This is a genomic window from uncultured Flavobacterium sp., assembly GCF_963975515.1.
Taxonomy (GTDB): Bacteria; Bacteroidota; Bacteroidia; order Flavobacteriales; family Flavobacteriaceae; genus Flavobacterium.
Genome location: NZ_CAXBGY010000003.1, coordinates 98561 through 113833, shown reverse-complemented (window position 1 = coordinate 113833; position 15273 = coordinate 98561). Strand labels below are relative to the sequence as shown.

At 29.2% G+C, this 15273-nt stretch carries 11 protein-coding genes; 4 read left to right on the top strand and 7 right to left on the bottom strand.

Going from position 1 to position 15273, the window contains the following annotated elements; genetic code table 11:
- Positions 1 to 18: 18 nt before the first annotated feature.
- Positions 19 to 498 (bottom strand): c-type cytochrome, encoded by a 480-nt coding sequence (locus tag AAC008_RS05145; RefSeq protein WP_339887828.1) that lies wholly within the window; start codon positions 496 to 498, stop codon positions 19 to 21.
- A 262-nt stretch (positions 499 to 760) separates the two neighbouring features.
- On the opposite strand from AAC008_RS05145, the gene AAC008_RS05140 reads away from it, so the two are divergent.
- The 3 genes from AAC008_RS05140 to AAC008_RS05130 all read left to right on the top strand — a co-directional run bounded on the left by AAC008_RS05140 (position 761) and on the right by AAC008_RS05130 (position 4161).
- Positions 761 to 1129, top strand: a complete 369-nt coding sequence (locus AAC008_RS05140; RefSeq protein WP_339887827.1) for a hypothetical protein — start codon at positions 761 to 763, stop codon at positions 1127 to 1129.
- An 89-nt stretch (positions 1130 to 1218) separates the two neighbouring features.
- A complete protein-coding gene (locus AAC008_RS05135; RefSeq protein ID WP_339887826.1) occupies positions 1219 to 2067 on the top strand; it encodes a hypothetical protein in 849 nt (282 codons plus the stop codon).
- 105 nt (positions 2068 to 2172) lie between these two features.
- Positions 2173 to 4161 carry a TonB-dependent receptor gene (locus AAC008_RS05130; protein WP_339887825.1) on the top strand — a complete coding sequence of 663 codons (1989 nt, stop codon included), beginning with the start codon at positions 2173 to 2175 and terminating at the stop codon, positions 4159 to 4161.
- A gap of 71 nt (positions 4162 to 4232) precedes the next feature.
- Here AAC008_RS05130 and AAC008_RS05125 read toward each other — a convergent pair whose 3' ends face one another.
- The 6 genes from AAC008_RS05125 to AAC008_RS05100 form a co-directional block, all read right to left on the bottom strand.
- Positions 4233 to 5033, bottom strand: coding sequence for a hypothetical protein (locus tag AAC008_RS05125; RefSeq protein ID WP_339887824.1), 801 nt, complete (start codon positions 5031 to 5033; stop codon positions 4233 to 4235).
- Between the two features lie 126 nt (positions 5034 to 5159).
- Positions 5160 to 6674: an MBOAT family protein gene (locus AAC008_RS05120; RefSeq protein WP_339887823.1), complete on the bottom strand. Its 1515-nt coding sequence runs from the start codon at positions 6672 to 6674 to the stop codon at positions 5160 to 5162.
- A 3-nt stretch (positions 6675 to 6677) separates the two neighbouring features.
- The gene (locus AAC008_RS05115; RefSeq protein WP_339887822.1) at positions 6678 to 8207 is read right to left on the bottom strand and encodes a LysM peptidoglycan-binding domain-containing protein; all 1530 of its coding nucleotides are present in this window, start codon (positions 8205 to 8207) and stop codon (positions 6678 to 6680) included.
- A complete protein-coding gene (locus tag AAC008_RS05110; protein ID WP_339887821.1) occupies positions 8200 to 9657 on the bottom strand; it encodes a hypothetical protein in 1458 nt (485 codons plus the stop codon). Before AAC008_RS05110 ends, AAC008_RS05115 begins: the two co-directional genes overlap by 8 nt.
- Before the next feature lie 13 nt (positions 9658 to 9670).
- Entirely contained in the window at positions 9671 to 11446 is a 1776-nt protein-coding gene (gene argS / locus AAC008_RS05105) for an arginine--tRNA ligase (RefSeq protein ID WP_339887820.1), read from the bottom strand.
- Between the two features lie 159 nt (positions 11447 to 11605).
- Positions 11606 to 12613 (bottom strand): beta-ketoacyl-ACP synthase III, encoded by a 1008-nt coding sequence (locus tag AAC008_RS05100; RefSeq protein WP_339887819.1) that lies wholly within the window; start codon positions 12611 to 12613, stop codon positions 11606 to 11608.
- Positions 12614 to 12793: 180 nt separating this feature from the next.
- Here AAC008_RS05100 and AAC008_RS05095 point away from each other — a divergent pair, with 180 nt between their 5' ends.
- Entirely contained in the window at positions 12794 to 15202 is a 2409-nt protein-coding gene (locus AAC008_RS05095) for a prolyl oligopeptidase family serine peptidase (RefSeq protein ID WP_339887818.1), read from the top strand.
- Positions 15203 to 15273: the final 71 nt, after the last annotated feature.

Here is a 15273-nt window from a genome sequence, read left to right as displayed (position 1 = left end):
CTTTCGATTTTAAATTACTTATTTTACACCATCATTTTTACGCATAAACTCCAAAATTTCACGAGCTTCTGTATCTGCTAATGATTGGTTTGGCATACGTACTAAACACAATTCTAATTGTGCTTGTAATTCTGGATCTTTGTCGATCATTGGATCTGGATTTGTGATGAAGTTCATAATCCATTCTGGCTTTCTACGCTCTGTAACGCCTTTCCATCCTGGTCCAACTAAACGTTCGTCTGTCATTTTGTGACAAGAAGTACATTTAACTCCAGACACTTCTTCACCTTTTGCGGCCATCGCTCCATCTAAAGCTGCACCCAATTCAATGTTGCTGTGTTTTCCTTCTCCTCTGTTTGGATCATAAGAAGAAGCGTCAGTTGTTGTAGATTCTTCAGTCGCTGTTGGTGCTGAAAAATCTTCTCCTGATTCTGATTTACTTTTTCCACATGAAATGAAAAGAGCAAATACTACTACTAATAAAGATAATTTGTTCATAAACTTTGTTTTTAATTTATGATACAAATTTCAGGTTTATTTATTTTTTTATTTATGACTTAAATCATATTGGAAGAACTATTTTAGTTTTTTTTTAATACTAATTAACATTTAAAAAAAAAATATATTTTTGCATTTAACAATACTAAAATGAACATCTAAAAAAAGAAAATAGTTTTTATTGTTTTATGATTTTAATCATATTTTGTACTTTTTTTAACTGCTAATTTTGCCCTATTAATTATTTCATTCTATTATAAAGTTGAAAAATATAGTATTCATAGTTATAACCTTTATTTTATTTAAACCAGTATTTCCTGTTTTAAATTATATTGTTAATTATGACTATATATCAACTCAATTATGTGAAAATACTTTAAAACCTGAATTAAAGTGTAATGGTAAATGTCATTTGAAAAAAGAATTAGCTAACGAAGCTAAAAAAGACAATCCAAAATCAAATGAACATAAAAGCAACGCTATAACTTTTGAAGTTTTATATTGTGAAAACATTACTTCTTATGTACTTAATCCAAAAATTTATATTGAAAAAAAGGTTAAATCCTTTTATAATTGCATATACTTTCGATTAAATAGTACTTCTATTTTCCACCCGCCTATTTTAGCATAAACATCTTCAGTTATTGGTATTTATATCAAATTATTGGTTATTTACTAGCCAATACACTCAACTTATGTCTAAAATAAATAAAAAACAAAATGAAAATTTTAAAATATACTTTCCTATTCTTATTAGGAACAATGCTTTCTTGCTCTTCTGATGATGACACTACTACTACACAACCCATTGTTACAGAATTAGATGGATTAAACAAAATTCAAGAAATTACAAATGACACACATAGTATTGAATTATATAATACAAATGGGGCTTTAGAACAGGGCTATAATGGTATTTCATTACGTATTAAAAACAAAACCACAAACGAATACGAAAAAAATGCAACTATTACATGGAACCCTGTAATGCATATGACTTCTATGATGCATTCTTGTCCAAAATCTGAAATTGTAAAAACAGCTACTAAAGAAACGCTTTATAATGGTTTTATCATTTTCCAAATGGCTCAAAATGAAACAGAATATTGGGATTTAAAAGTAGATTATACTATTGATGACGTAGCTTATACTGCAACAGCTGTAGTAAATGTTCCTGCTTCTGCAAAACAAAGAGTCACTTCTTTTACAGGTTCTGATAGTAAAAGATATATCATTGCAATGATTGAACCCAACACTCCTAAAGTTGCTGTAAATGATGTGACTTTTGGCTTATTTAAAATGGAAAATATGATGACTTTTCCTGTTGTTGATAATTTTAAAATCAAAATCGACCCAAGAATGCCAAGTATGGGAAATCATGGTTCTCCAAATAATGTAGATTTAACACAATCCACCGACAAACTTTATAGAGGAAAATTATCGTTAACTATGACTGGTTATTGGAAAATTAACCTACAATTACTTAATGAATTAGATGAAGTTCTAAAAGGTGAAATAATCACAGAAGCTACTCCAGCTAGTAGTATTTATTTAGAATTAGAGTTCTAAACAAACCATTAAAAAAGGTCAGAATAACTTTTTTGACCTTTTTAATTTTTTTCAAATCTTAAAATAATTGATTTTCAATTCATAGAAAATCTTTATATCAAAAAAATGAAAAACTCATATTACATTGCTATTTTATTATTTAGTATATCTACCCTATTTGCCCAAGAAAAAGACACTTTGATTCCAATCAGTTTAAAAGAAGTTATTCTTATTGGTAAACAAGCACAATTAGAACAAAAACAATTTAAACCTCTAGCAACTATTGACGAATATTTACAACAAAGTGGAACGGTTGAAATGATAAAAAGAGGTGGTTATGCATGGGAACCAAACATCAACAACATGAGTACCGAAAGAACCGTTGTAACTATTGATGGAATGCGAATTTTTGGTGCTTGTACAGATAAAATGGATCCAATTACTTCCTATGTTGAAGTCTCAAATCTTTCTGAAGCCGAAATTTCTTCTGGTCAAAGCGGAAGTTGTCATGGTCCAACGATTGGTGGATCAATTGATTTAAAAAGAAGCAAAAGTAAAGTTGGTAAAAAAGGAATTAACGGTTACATAAATTCGGGTTATGAATTTAATAACCAACAAAAAATTATAGGTGGTGCATTAAATTATGTTGACAGTTTGTTTTTTATTGACAACAATATCATGTTTAGAGATGCCGAAAACTATAAAGCTGGCAACAATAATGAAGTTTTATTTTCTCAATTTAGAAAACTAAATATGTCAAGCACCGCTGGTTATTTGTTCAATAAAAACAAATATATTGAAGGGGCAATTATCTATGACAAAGCTACAGATGTTGGCTATCCTGCATTACCAATGGATGTTTCTTTAGCTGAAGCTTTAATTACATCTTTAAAATTTGAATATTTACCCGAAAATAGCCTAGTAAATAAATTAGAAACTAAGGTTTACTACAACACAATTACACATACAATGGATGATACAAAGCGACCAAACGTTGCTATTCATATGGATATGCCTGGCTGGAGTGATACCTATGGAATGTATTTGAACTTGAACGGAAAAGTAAAAAACAATACCTTTTTAGCTACTTTTAATTCGTTTTATAATCGTTCACTTGCCGAAATGACAATGTATCCAAGTGATCCAAATGAGAATATAATGTTTATGTTGACTTGGCCTGATGTCGTTACTTTTTATAATGGAATTTATTTAGATAATACGTATGAATTTAATCCAAATTCAAGTTTAAAAGTGTCAGCAAGTTTGGGAAATCATTTTAATGAAATTAAAAGTACATTCGGCTTACAAAGTTTACAAATTTTTTATCCAAATATGGAAGCTGATAAAAGTAGAATGCTTAAAAGTCTAGCTTCAAATTACAATTGGAAAAAAGAAAGCTTTGGCTTTAATTTCGGATTGGCCTATGGTGAAAGAGCTTCATCGATTTCTGAAGCTTATGGCTTTTATTTATTCAATAGTTTTGACAGATATGATTATGTGGGAAATCCAGATTTAAAAAATGAACAATCTGTTGAAGGTTCTTTTGCTATTAGCTATAAGCCTTCAAAATTTAAAACTTCGTTAACTACTTCTTATTTTCATATTTCAAATTATATTATTGGAACACCAGATGCAACTATTTTGCCAATGACAATTGGAGCAAGTGGTGTTAAGATTTACAGTTCTTTAGATTATGCTACTATAATAAAATCGGTTTTTGATTTTGAAACTTATTTGACCAATGATTTAAAATGGATAAATCAAATTACATATAGCTATGGTAAAGGTAGTGATGATGAAAACTTGCCTTTCATTAGTCCATTAGCCTATAATTCTAAATTACAATTTAAGAAAAGAAAATTTGCGTCTGAATTAGGTCTTCAAGGAAATTTGATTCATACAAATTACGCCCCAAAATATGGTGAAATTAAAAAACCAGATTTTGCTATTATAAATTTTGCTTCAAACTATATGTTTGATTTAAATGAAAACAAATTAAACCTTAAAGCTGGAATTGAAAATATATTAGATAGTGAATATTCAACTTTTGCAGATTGGAACAATATTCCAAGAATGGGAAGAAACGTGTTTATGAATGTAAGTTATGGTTTTTAATAACTCTAAAAGGATTACAAATAAAAAAGGGATAACTTAAAGCTATCCCTTTTTTATTTTATAAATTTAAATTACTGTAAAGAATCAGAAACAAATGGATCTGCAATTGTTCCATCTGTTACGGGTTGTACAATTTCTTCTTTGGCTTTTATCGCTCTGTTTTCACATCTATCACATAGATCTGTAATATTTTTTGCTTCAAAAGCATTGGCTACTGTACCTTGAAAAATCTCATCGGTATTCTTTCCATTGATATAACTACAATCTTCATACAAATGATAACTTTTACCAAACTTAGTCCAATAAACATAATTTTTTCCGCCATTTAAATCCTCAACTTGTTTAGTTTGTTCTGTATATTTTTCTACTGAAGCCATGTTTGATTCAAAACCACCAATTCCAGCAATTAATAAGGCTACACCTGCAATACTTCCTAAAATTGCTTTACTTTTTCCGTCTACTTTTTTATTCGTTAAAATAAAAATAATTAAAGGCAAAAAAGCCACAAAAGCCATAATCACACCCAATTGATTTTGCATATAGAATAAAAACTTGTTCTTTTCTGATGGTGGGTCAAGTCTGTTAGATTTTTTCCATAAAATCGAACCAGCAAACACAAGTATTAAATCTAAAACTATAAGTCCAATTACCCAAACGTTTACGGGTGATTCTCCAGTATTAACTGCTTGTAAAAACAATCGTATAGCAAAAACCTGAGCTACAATTGCACCAAGCCATAATAAAACAGCAAACATTCTAAATTGATTTGCTTGTGATTTGTTTTCTGCTGAAGGAACAAATGTATAATCTGAATTAGTTGTATTTGGTTTATCGGAACCTCCAACTTTTGTAATTTTTTTATCTGTACTCATAATTAATTAGTTTATTTTTCAAAAGTATTATTTTTTTTGTGATTTTATTTTTAAAATCGAATAATTTATTAACTAAAAATTATTAATAACTAATTAGATTTGAAAGGTTTGAAAATATTTTTTTTTCTAAAACTGAAAATATATAAACGGTTGCGGACCAGCAGAGGCAGTTGCATAAATTAGCCAAAAGATTAAACCAAACAATACTGCTTTTAAAGGTAAAGGTGTTTTATTGAAAGCTATTCTTAAACCATCAATGACTTTATTTGGTAAAAAGTGCCAAACAAAACCTATGGCTAAAAGAATAAATACATTTTTATAACCTAAAATTATAGTTTGCCATTTATGTAAGTCAAATGTTAAGTTTCCGATATTTTCTGCTATTTGAAAAGCTGTTGTAAAATCTTTAGCTCTAAAAAATAACCAAGCAAAAACCACAAAATGGAATGTTAATACCACTTGAATAAAACGAACAAAATAGTTTTTAGGTAACTTAATAAATTTTCCAAAGAATTTTTCTACGACTAAAGCAGTTCCATGTAATACTCCCCAAAAAACAAATTTCCAACTAGCTCCATGCCATAAACCACCCAATAACATTGTTAAGAATAAGTTAATGTATGTTCTGAAATTTCCTTTTCTGTTTCCCCCTAATGAAATATATAAATAATCTCTCAACCAAGTTGATAATGAAATATGCCATCTTCTCCAAAATTCAGTTATTGAACCTGATTGATATGGGGTTCTAAAATTGGCAGGCAACCAAAATCCCATTAATAAAGCTAAACCAATAGCAATATCTGAGTATCCAGAAAAATCACAATAAATTTGAATGGCATAACCATAAGAAGCCATCAAATTTTCAAAAGATGAATAACTGTTTGGTGCATCAAAAACTCTATCCACAAAATTGGTAGAAATATAATCTGAAATTACAGCTTTCTTCAACAAACCTCCAATAATTAAGAACAAAGCGTTATTAAAATCTTCTTTAGAAAGCTTTAGTCTATTATAAATCTGAGGAATAAAATCTTTTGCTCTAACAATTGGTCCAGCTACTAATTGTGGAAAAAACGAAACGAAAAACAAAAAGTCCATAAAACTCTTGGTTGGTTCTAATTCTTTTCGATAAACATCAATGGTGTAACTAAGGGTTTGAAACGTATAAAATGAAATTCCAACGGGTAGAATTATATCATAAAAAGCAAAATTTTTATCTAAAATATTGTTTATGTTATCAATAAAAAAATTGGTGTATTTGAAATAACCTAACAATCCTAAATTGACTAAAAGACTAATAATCAAATAAAATTTTCTATAACCCTTACTGGTTTCTTCATAAATTAATTTAGCCAAGCTATAATCTAAAACGGAAGAAAAAATCAATAATCCAAAATAAATTCCACTACATTTATAATAAAAGAATAACGAAAACAAAACCACATAAGTGATTCTGAAATAATGTGTTTTTTTGGTAAGTATATATAGAAGATAGAAAACTATAAAAAACCCTAAAAACAAAGCACTATTAAATAACAAAGGCCTTTCTGGGTTATAAGTAAACCAACTCTTAAGAGTATCAACATTCAAAACACCAATATTTTGAATAATCCAATCGTTTATTAAATGTATTGTTTCCAATGCTTATTTACCTGATTTATTATATTGATAGGATTGCATAAACGCTTCAAAAAAATCGTCTGCTTGTTTTTTGTACCCTTTGTAAGTATAATGCACTTTGTCAGAAGTAATTAAACCATTTCTATAATTAGTATTTACATCCTTTGCTCCACCTAAATCATTATACATATCCCAAACAGCATAATTTTTTATTTCGGCTTGGTCAATGATACTTTTAGTATATTGTTCTACTAAATAATTCTTGTTTTTTCTGCCAAATTGTGAGGGTTGTGGCGTTGTTACTAAGATTTCAACATCAAAATTAAATAATCTTATTTTGTCAATTAATTCATTTAATCGTTCAATAAACGTTTCATTATCTAATTTATCAAAACTTTCATTTGTTCCGAAAGAGATTACAATTAAATTAGGTTCTAAGGCAGGCAATTGCTGATAAAACATGTCATACTTATTAAAATCTGAACATTTAGCACCATTAACTCCAATGGCACTATAAATTACACCTGCTTTACTATTTTCTAAGGCAATTCCGTTTAAAGCAAATTCAGAATAATCCGTATTTGGAATGATAAAAATTTTATCCATTGGTGTTAGATTATAATAATCATGTGACATTGGATAAGATATTTGATTTAAAGGCAGAAACTTTTTGGTAGTCACTTCTTTGGTCACAATTTCAAATTCGACGGAAGCAATATCGTTTGTATCTGGTTCTTCAATTGGAATTTTTTGTGTAACTATTGTTGGAATTTTTAATGTTTTACCATAATTAATGTTGTCCGATTTTAAGTTATTAGCCTTCTTAATCTCAGAAACACTCACGTCATATTTATTGGCAATAATTGATAAAACTTCTCCTTTTTTGATTTTGTGGTTTATTGTTTTATTAATTTTTTTGGTAGTGTAACCTGTTATTTTTTTGGGAATTTCTTTAGGAACTTCTGTTTGAATAATTTCATTTTTCATTTCAAATGAATTCGCTACGAAAAAAGAATTTTGATTGTTAGGTGTAATAACCCTTATTGAATTAAATTTATAATTGTCTTTTACATTCAACTCTATTGAAAAATCTTTTTTATCTGTATAAAATGCAATTCCACTTAATCCAACAGGTAAAGTATCAATAACTTTAATGTTTCTATAATTATTAAATGAAATATCTGAAGTTAATTTAGCTAAATGAGAACCGTTAGTCATAGCCATTTTATAAGGAAAAACAAATCCTAAACCAGCATTACCAAATTTATTTTGAAGATTTTGTCTCATATAATCCGTCATAATATCTGCTTGAATATGAGAATCTCCAATATGCACAACTCGCAATTTTTTGAATTGTTTGTTTTCAATTGCATCTAAAATCTGCAACGATTTTCCAATTGCTTTATCGTTTATTATTCTATTTGAATATTCAGGAAAAATAATGGAATCATTAAGTCCCTGAATAGAATCAACTTTTGTATATAATGAATCCACATCTTGCGAAAAACAAAATTGAAAAGTCAACACCATAATAAAAATTAGGTATTTATTCATTTGTACTATCAATTTTGGTGTAAACACTATCATTTTTTCGTTTTGGAACTACAAATCCTTTATTTAAGGTTTTAAAAAGAGAATAACCATTAAAAATTTCGTTGTAAATTAATTTGGCTATTTCTTTAGAACCTGTATAATTAAAATGCGTATAATCTTTGTTTGCTTTCGACGGAACACCTTCAACCCATTGAACCATAGAACCATCGCCACCCATTAATGTATATAAATTCACAAATCCGGCTTCTGATTTTACAGCATATTTTTTTTGTGCCATAGCTAAAGGCAAAACTGCTGAATCGGTTTTCATCTCTAAATCATATTTTGTTGATTTATCAGCTGTTGATACAATTAAAACGGCAACTCCTGGAAAACATTGCTTAATATGATTAACTACTTTTGTCATTCTTTTTTCGTACCAAGAATAGTCATAAGAACCATAATTTAAAACATTTGTTCCATAATGTAAAACGATTAAATCATAATTCAATTTATTATTAAATTCTTGCATCATTCCAACATTAAATATTGAAATAGGTAAACCCGAATTTCCTCTGTTTGAAAAATTATCTACATGAACTCCTTTTCCATCATCAAAATTGAAGCCATAAACTGGCACATTTTCTGCATTAATAAAATTAACCTTTACGTTTTTTAAATTATCGGCTAATTTTAAAGTGTTTAATTGGTTTTCACCATTCAGTTTCTTATAAATTGTGTCTTTTCCAATAACATAAGAAATCATTGCTTCTTTATTGGTTGAATTTCCATAATATAACGTTGGATTATCCAACTGTGATAAAAATTTATAGTTACTTGCCTTATATTTTACCCAAGTTGGATGCAATGTATCGTTAGCAAAAAAAACATGCCCATTTACGCCAAAAGAACGTATTGGTTTTTTAGTTTTTAAATAAGATTGTGTTCTCCAATTGCTTGAAAATTCATGCTTAATTGTGGCTCTTGAACTTGCAGATTCTGAAGTAATATTAACAAAGCCTACTCCTTGTCCACCAAACTGTTCTTGAAAAAGTTTACGAATATCTTGAACTATCATATCACCATCATTCATAGAATCTCCAAAATAAGCAATTCTTACTTTTCCAGTTTTAGTTGCTTCTAATTTTTGTAGTTTTTCGTAAAAAGGTATAATATATTGATAGCCTTTGTAGTTGTCAAATTTCTCTGAAGTATATTTTACACCTGATTTTGGATTAGGCTTAAAAGTAATTATTTTTTTAATTAATGAATCATTTTCATCTACTAATCCATTATTTTTATCTTCATCAATTGCATCTAATAACAAGCTATCTATAACTACGTTTTTAGATTCTAACTTACTTTGCTCCATTAATTTCTTAGGCAAAATGGTTTTAAATGCAATAAAAGCTCCAGCTGAAATTACCAACAGAAGAAAAGCTTGTAAAAAATAATTTTTATTTGATTCCACTTTTATAAATAAATTACATTCGTTCAGGAACTTGAATTCCTAATAATTGAAAGGCTGATTTTATAGTATTTCCAACTGTTTTAGACAATTGAACTCTGAATATTTTTTTATCCAAATCCGTTTCTCCTAAAATAGATACTTGTTGGTAAAATGAATTAAATTCTTTTACCAATTCATATGTATAATTAGCAATCAATGCTGGACTATAATTACTTGCTGCACTTTGAATCACATCAGGATATAGTTGAACTTGTTTGATTAATTCTTTCTCTTTTTCATGCAAATCAATCGTTACATCTTTAGAACAATCAAAATCTGCTTTACGCAAAATAGATTGAATACGTGCGAATGTATATTGAATGAAAGGGCCAGTATTTCCAGCAAAATCAACCGATTCTTCTGGATTGAAAAGCATTTGTTTTTTTGGATCTACTTTTAACATGTAATATTTCAAAGCACCCATTCCAATAGTTTCATATAAACTAGATTTCTCTTCATCAGAATAACCATCTAATTTTCCTAAATCTTCTGAAATATTTTGAGCCGTTTCAATCATTTCTGCCATTAAATCATCTGCATCAACAACTGTTCCTTCACGAGATTTCATTTTCCCAGAAGGCAATTCAACCATTCCATACGATAAGTGATATAAACTTTCTGCCCATTCAAAACCTAATTTCTTTAAGATTAAGAACAATACTTTAAAGTGATAATCTTGCTCATTTCCAACAGTGTAAACCATTCCACCAATATCTGGATTATCTTTTACACGCTGAATGGCTGTTCCAATATCTTGTGTCATGTAAACGGCTGTTCCATCAGAACGAAGCACAATTTTTCTATCTAAACCATCTTCTGTTAAATCAATCCAAACAGAACCATCAGGATCTTTTTCAAAAATTCCTTTTTCTAATCCTAATTGAACGACTTCTTTTCCTAAAAGATAGGTGTTACTTTCATAATAATAACTATCAAAGTTTACGCCAAGGTTTTTATAAGTTGCTTCAAAACCATTATAAACCCATTGGTTCATTGTTTTCCAAAGTGTTACAACTTCTTCATCACCAGCTTCCCATTTTAATAGCATTTGTTGCGCTTCAACAATTGATGGTGCTACTTTTTTAGCCTCATCTTCTGTTTTTCCTTGAGCCATCAATACAGCAATTTCTTTTTTGTAGTTCTTATCGAATTCTACATAGAAATTTCCAACTAATTTATCTCCTTTTAAGCCTGTAGATTCTGGAGTTTGTCCTTCACCATATTTTTGCCAAGCTAACATCGACTTACAAATGTGAATTCCTCTATCGTTAATGATTTGGGTTTTATAGGCTTTTTTTCCTGATGCTTTTATGATTTCAGCTACAGAATAGCCTAATAAAATATTACGAATATGTCCTAAATGCAATGGTTTATTGGTATTTGGTGAAGAATATTCCACCATAATAGCTTTAGCATTTTCATCTATTTTTACGAATCCAAAATCTTCATCATTTTTGATTGAATTGAAGAATTTTACATAAAATTCATCTGAAATTACTAAATTAAGAAAACCTCCAACTACATTAAAACGACTTACTATGTCATTTTTATCTACTAAATGTGTTCCAATTTTAGTTCCAATTTCTACAGGATTTCCTTTTAAAATCTTTACTAAGGGAAAAACAACCATCGTTACATCGCCTTCAAAATCTTTCCTAGTCGCTTGAAATTCAATTGTTTCAATGTTTAAATTGAAAAGTTCTTGAATTGCGTCTTGAATCTGATGGGTAAGAATTTGATGTAAAGTCATTTAATGTGTTTTTTAAAGGTGCAAATGTAATAATTAGTAATCAGTAATTAGTAATTAGTAATTAGTTTTTTAAACAAAAAAAATGCAATTCGGATGAACTGCATTTTTTATGGTTTTAATGGCCTTTTTTTTTCTCTTTTTTCTATTTTCTGATAAAAATTACCAACGAATAATAACACTTCCCCAAGTAAATCCACTACCAAAAGCTGCTAATACAACTAAATCACCTTCTTTGATTTTTCCTTGTTCCCAAGCTTCTGTTAAAGCAATTGGAATAGAGGCTGCTGTTGTATTTCCATACTTTTGAATATTATTGAAAACTTGATCGTCTTCTAACCTAAACTTCTTTTGAATGAATTGTGAAATTCTCAAATTTGCTTGATGAGGAACCAACATATTTATGTCTGAAACTTCTAAATTATTGGCTTGTAATCCTTCGTTAATAACTTCACTGAAACGAACTACTGCATTTTTAAATACAAATTGTCCGTTCATATATGGAAAATAACTTTCGTCATTTGGATCGTTATCGGCAATAATATCTGTTACCCATCTTTTTCCCATTCCTGGTGCTATTAAGGCTAATTCTTCTGCATGTTGTCCTTCTGAATGTAAATGTGTTGATAAAATTCCTTTTGACAAATCTTCTTCTCTTGATAAAATAGCTGCACCTGCTCCATCGCCAAAAATCACAGAAACTCCTCGACCACGAGTCGTCATATCTAATCCTGTTGAATGTAATTCTGAACCGATTACTAAAATGTTTTTATACATTCCAGTCTTAATATATTGATCAGCAACCGAAATAGCATACACAAATCCAGAACATTGGTTACGAACATCTAAAGCACCAACCGTTCTTAAACCCAAATCTCTTTGTACTAAAACTCCTGGACCAGGAAAATAATAATCAGGACTTAAAGTAGCAAATACGACAAAATCTATATCTTCTTTGGCTATTTTAGCTCTTTCAATAGCAATCTCAGCAGCTTTTACACCCATTGAAGTAGTTGTATCTTCTCCTCTTATTATATGTCGTCTTTCTTGAATCCCTGTTCTTTCTTGAATCCATTCGTCATTGGTGTCTATTTTTTTAGACAACTCATCATTAGTTACAATATTATCAGGTACATAAAAACCTAATCCTGTTATTTTTGAATGATACATAAATAGTAAATTTGAAATAATTGAGGCACAAATTTACCAAATTCTTAAAATAAACAATGTTTTTTATTTTTTATGTTTCAAATTAATAAAATCAAACCAAAAAAATATTTCTTTTTATAATTTAAAATAGAATTTTTCAACGTATTTTAGAGCCTTCAAAAAACCAATATAAATCTATTTATGAAATCAAAAATTTTACACTTACTTTTCCTATTTATAGGATTCTTGGGTTTTTCTCAAGAAAACATTTCTTATCAAACTCCACCAAAAGAGATTTTGGCTTTAGCAGATTATGAAAGAGCTCCATCTATTTCTATGGATAAAGATCGTCAATATGTCTTGTTTAGTTATAGAAATACATACAAAAACCTAGAAGATTTAAATCAAGATGAAATGAAATTAGGTGGTTTACGAATTAATCCTGTTACTAATATTTCAAGCTCTGTTACCTACATCAATAATTTGAAAATTAGAAAATTTTCTGATAAAAATATCAGTCAAGTTTCAGGCTTACCAAATAACCCTAGAATTACAAATATTTCTTGGTCACCAAACTACAAGAAAATTGCATTCACACACACCACTCAAAAAGGAGTTGAATTATGGGTAATTGATGTTGCATCAGCTTCAGCTAAAAAACTGACAGAAGCTATAATTAATGCTAATATTGGAAATCCTGCAAGTTGGTTTAGAGATAGTGAAAGTCTTTTGATCAGAACTTTACCAGCAAACAAACCAGCTTTGATTGATACCTTAAAAGATATTCCAACAGGACCAACGGTTTCAACAAGTGATGGTTCAAAATCTCAAAATAGAACGTATCAAGATTTATTGAAAAACAAAACGGATGAAGCTAATTTTGAAAGTTTAATCACTTCTGAATTATATAAAGTTTCATTAAATGGAACAAAAACATTATTCAAAGAAGCTGCAATGTATGCTGGTGAAAATTTTTCTCCTGACGGAAGTTATTTAATGATTAATACGGTTGAAAAACCTTTTTCATATATAGTTTCTGTAAGTAGATTTCCAATAACTTCAACAATTTATGATGAAAACGGAAAATTAGTAAAAGTGGTTAATGAAGTTCCATTAGATGAAATTAGACCAAAAGGTTTTATGGCAACTAGAAAGGGAATAAGAAATATGGGTTGGAGAAATGATTTACCTGCAACTTTATCTTATGTAGAACCTTTAGATGAAGGTAATCCAGCAAATGAAGTAGAATTTAGAGATGAAGTTTTTAGTTGGGATGCTCCTTTTACTACAAAACCTACATCTATTTTAAAAACGAAACAACGCTATTCTGGAATTACTTGGGGGACAAAAAATATTGCAATTGCTTATGATAGTTGGTATGACACGAGAAACACAAAAACATATCTTTTTGATCCTTCAAATAGTGCTGTAGCTCCAAAAATTATTTCCGATAGAAATTCGCAAGATGTTTATGCTGATCCTGGAAATTTCGAAACCCATAAAAATGAATTTGGACAAAATGTTTTATTAGTCGAAAACAATAATTTATATTTAATGGGTAATGGTTACACTAAAGATGGTCAATTTCCTTTTATTGATGAATTTAGTTTAAAATCATTAACTCCAAAACGTTTATATCAATCAGCTTATAAAGACAAAAAAGAAGATTTACTTTCAATTGAAGACGTGAAAAAAGGAGAAGTTATGATTATGCTCCAATCTAAAAATGAGTACCCAAATTATTATATGCGAAATTTAAAAAGCAAGAAAGTTACGGCAATCACTCAATTTGTTAATCCGTTTGAAAGCATTAAAAATGTATATAAAGAAGTTATCAATTATAAAAGAAAAGATGGTGTAGATTTATCTGGAACTTTATATTTACCAGCGGGTTATGATATGAAGAAAAAAGAAAAATTACCTCTGTTAATTTGGGCTTATCCAAGAGAATATAAAGACAAAAATAGTGCTGGACAAAGTACACAAAACCCTAATGAATTCACATTTCCCTATTATGGCTCATTTGTTTATTGGGTAACTAGAGGTTATGCCGTTTTGGATGATGCTGCTTTTCCAATTGTGGGAGAAGGAGAAACAGAACCAAACGATACTTTTATTCAACAATTAGTTGGTAATGCTGAAGCTGCTATTGATGCAGTAGATAAATTAGGTTATATCAACAAAGCAAAAGTAGCTGTTGGCGGACATAGTTATGGGGCATTTATGACAGCAAACTTATTAACACACTCAAATTTATTTGCTTGTGGAATTGCTAGAAGTGGTGCATACAACAGAACTTTAACTCCTTTTGGTTTTCAAAGTGAGCAACGTAATTATTGGGATGTTCCTGGAATTTACAACACAATGTCTCCATTTATGAATGCTGAAAAAATGAAAACGCCTATGTTATTAGTGCATGGTGAAGCTGATAATAATCCAGGCACATTTACATTACAAACGGAACGTTATTTTCAAGCTTTAAAAGGATTAGGTGCACCCGTTAGAATGGTGCTTTTACCCAAAGAAAGTCATGGCTATGTAGCACAAGAGAATATTTTTCATTTGCTTTGGGAACAAGATCAATTTTTAGAGAAATACCTAAAAAATTAAGCAAAACATCGATTAAAAATCAAAAATCCGATATGAGTTCCATATCGGATTTTTTTTGCTAAAAATTAAAA